Origin of the sequence: uncultured Acetobacterium sp., from assembly GCF_927416815.1 — a bacterium.
GTDB lineage: Bacteria > Bacillota > Clostridia > Eubacteriales > Eubacteriaceae > Acetobacterium.
In genome coordinates this window covers 1-3535 of the sequence record NZ_CAKMJU010000073.1, presented here as the reverse complement: position 1 = coordinate 3535, position 3535 = coordinate 1, and the positions used below count along the sequence as shown (strand labels likewise).

Sequence of the window (3535 nt, the reverse complement as noted above, 5' to 3'; positions counted from 1 at the left end):
CGTGATCAAATGATTCGCATCCTCCTTCACTGTTATTCAGCAAATTATACGCTTCAAAATTTATCATTATCAATCAAAAATAATATTTTCATGATAACACAAGAAGGTACCGGATCAAACAATCTGACGCATTATGCTGCAGAATATTTTATCCGGTACCTTCTTTCATTTTGACTGATAATTGCAATCCCATTTCGCAAATTTTATATGATCAGACGCTTAATGCTCTTCAGTTCCACCAGCTTACATGCAGCTGTGGCTGTTCAGGCTGTCTTTCCGTCCATGGCTACTACAAGCGCAGCATCAAGGTTGAAGCTTACCTGGTGCCACTGCGGATCTGCCGGGTGAAGTGTGCCGTTTGCAAAAGAACCCATGCCCTGCTGCTATCAGCAATTGTCCCTTATTCTCAGATTGGTCTTTCCGATCAGATCCGAATCCTTTCCTGTTATGAATCTTCCGGCGACTTGGCTGCGATTATGAACGGTCATCCGGCGATTGATGAAAGTAATATCCGACATGTGATTCGCCAGTATCGTTGCCACTGGCGTCAACGGCGGCTTGCCATCGGGCTGACGCTTTCGATGACCTGTCACTTCATCAGCCAGTGTTTTAAAAGCTTCGGCCGGCAGTTCATGCAGATTAAACCGACCCCGAATGTTTTTTTTCTAAAACCCACATAAGCTGACACGATCCCTCCGACATTTTTTCATATAATGGATGAAAAACCAAGGAGGTTTCAACCATGAACCAGAATAAAGCTCAGGCAGTCGCGCTGATGCGCTATGCTGTCATCGCTCCCCTTATTTCAGGCCTTTCTGATGCGTATCCGTCCAACGAGGCTTTCTTTCGTGATGCTTCTCTTAAAGGGGTGGTGGTGGCCGACGGATCAACCCGGCACTTTGCACCACAAACCATCAAGTACTGGTACCGCAATTATCTCCATAACGGCTTTGATGGCCTGCTCCCTTCCTCCCGGTCGGACAGCGGCCAGCCCCGCAAGCTGGATGACGATCTTCAGGCCCAGATCCGGTATCTGAAAGAAAACTATCCGCGGATGTCGGCAGCGGCCATTTTCCGCCAGCTGCGTGAGAACGGCAGTGTCAGCACCGGTCAATTGTCGGAATCGACGGTCAACCGTTTTATCAGACAACTGGAGCTTAAGATGAAGACCACCACCAATCATGACATGCGACGCTATGAACGCCCGCACATCAATGAAGTCTGGTGCGGGGATACCAGTGTCGGTCCCTATCTTAAAACACCGGACGGGAAGAAGCACAAGGTTTTCATTATCGCCCTGATTGATGACGCCAGCCGCCTGATTGTCGGGATTGATGTCTTCTTTAATGATAACTTCGTGAACCTGATGTCGGTCATGAAATCAGCGGTCGCCCGGTATGGTCGCCCACAAATCTACAACTTTGACAATGGCAGCTCCTTCAGGAACAAACAGATGGAGCTGCTGGCAGCCCGTACCGGGTCGGTTCTTCACTATAACCAACCTTATACGCCAATCCAGAAGGCCAAAATTGAAAGATGGTTTCGCACCATGAAAGATCAGTGGCTGGCCAGTCTGGATATCCGCGATTTCACCTCGCTTTCCGGTCTAGGTGACCACCTGCGGGCTTATGTGCTGCGCTATAATCAGACCCCGCATTCATCGCTTAAAGGCCTGTCACCTCAGGATCGCTTCTTTTCGGAACCCCAACACATCCGCCGTCTTTCCGATGAGGAAATCGAAAAGCATTTTCTGCTGGAGATCGAACGGCGGGTTTCCATCGACAGCGTCATCACCATCGATCAGGTGGAATACGAAGTCGACTGCCGTTTTGCCAGGCAACGGGTTTGTCTACGATACTCACCTGACATGGAAAAAATCTTTATCACTGAAGCGGATGGCACCCTGACGCCGATCCGTCTGCTTAACAAACACGAGAATGCCTTTGTCAAACGGGAAAAAATCCATTTATGCCGGGGTGAAGAAGCATGAACTATACCGCACGCTATGGGCTCGAATTCAACCCCTTTCTGAAGAATTCAAAAGAGATCCTGGTCGATACCAGTGAATACCGGGAAACCCGTTTTCGTCTGGATTATCTGGTTAAAACCAAAGGCTTCGGCCTGCTCACCGGCAGCCCTGGACGGGGCAAGACCACGGCAATCCGTAACTGGGCCGCCGGTCTCAATCCTTCCTTATTCAAGGTCATCTACTCCAGCTTTTCCACCCTGACCCCCAATGACTTCTATCGCCATCTGGCGACCGAATTCGGGGCTCAGCCATCTTATCGGAAACCCGATAATTTCCGGATTATTCAGGAGGAAATTTCCCGTCTTGCCATTGAAAAGCGCAAAACACCGGTCATCATCATTGATGAAGCCAACCATATCAACAGTGCCATCTTAAATGATCTGAAGATTCTCTTTAACTTCGAGATGGATTCAAGAGATCGGGCCGCCATCCTGCTGGCCGGCCTGCCGGCCCTTAATTCAACCCTGCGCCTGGGGATTCATGAACCCCTCCGCCAGCGCCTTGTCATGAACTATGATCTGGGCGGCTTAAGCGGGGAGGAAGGTCGAACCTATGTGATCGATAAACTAAAAGGTGCCGGCTGCCATCAGCCTGTTTTTGAAGAAAATGCCCTTCAGGCTATTCTTAACGCAGCCGACGGAACGCCACGGATGATCAACAAGTTCTGCAATGCCAGTCTGCTAATCGGTGAAAGCCATAAAGCGCTCACTATTGATGCCGATATCGTAATGCAGGCCATTAACGATACCGAGCTTTAGGAGGGCAGCCATGACTTTTGATTACTGTTGTTCCAAAAACCTGTCCGGGAAAGCTTCCTGGAAAGGACAGGTCCGACTGATCACCGAAGTTGATCCCTATGAGCTGACCGTGACCGCCCGAAACAGCTCTTTTCATATCATTTGCGGCACCTATACCCACGGCCACTTTTTATGCATCCCGGATCTGGGGGTAGCGACCCCGCTTGCCGCTTTGAACGATACCTTCTGGAATCTGGAACAGCTGACCATCAACAATCCGGATTTATCAGAACCCGATGCCATCAGCATCATCTGTGCTTTAAAAGCCCTTAAATCCCATCTCGCTATCTGATAAAAAGCAGGGAAACCTGCTTTTTTAGATCGTTTAATTTGCTCCGTTAATAGCGCGGTTTATTTAATCTGCCGAATCAGGTGTCAATAATGTGCCCGTATAACCGTATTTCCCATCATTTTGGTTAAAATAAAATGCTGGATGGTGGTGCTTATAATTTGACGGACTACAAAACAGACAAAAGCTGGAAACTGCAACCACCAGCAAAATCTTTTCCAGACAGATTCCTCAGTATTTTTCAGCCAGAAAAGTGCACAATAGAACCGTCCCCTTGTGTTACATAAAAATGGACAAAGAAAGAGAGAGCCTATTTTTCCAGATCATCCGCCAACGATACGAAAAAAGCTCCCTCATTATTACGACCAACCTGCCAATGGGCAAGTGGGACGAACTGTTTACTGGACAGCTGGCTGCAAC

Annotated in this window: 4 protein-coding genes and 1 pseudogene; all 5 read left to right on the top strand. The window is 48.6% G+C overall.

Annotated elements, in window-relative coordinates; translation table 11 throughout:
- The first annotated feature begins 170 nt into the window (after positions 1-170).
- Entirely contained in the window at positions 171-680 is a 510-nt protein-coding gene (locus QZ998_RS11000) for a DUF6431 domain-containing protein (protein WP_296560568.1), read from the top strand.
- Between the two features lie 62 nt (positions 681-742).
- Entirely contained in the window at positions 743-1990 is a 1248-nt protein-coding gene (locus QZ998_RS10995) for a DDE-type integrase/transposase/recombinase (RefSeq protein ID WP_296560567.1), read from the top strand.
- Positions 1987-2787, top strand: a complete 801-nt coding sequence (locus tag QZ998_RS10990; RefSeq protein WP_296560563.1) for an AAA family ATPase — start codon at positions 1987-1989, stop codon at positions 2785-2787. Before QZ998_RS10995 ends, QZ998_RS10990 begins: the two co-directional genes overlap by 4 nt.
- A 10-nt stretch (positions 2788-2797) precedes the next feature.
- Positions 2798-3118, top strand: a complete 321-nt coding sequence (locus QZ998_RS10985) for a hypothetical protein (protein WP_296560560.1) — start codon at positions 2798-2800, stop codon at positions 3116-3118.
- 271 nt (positions 3119-3389) lie between these two features.
- Positions 3390-3535 (top strand): annotated as a pseudogene (locus QZ998_RS10980) (ATP-binding protein); the annotation flags it as partial.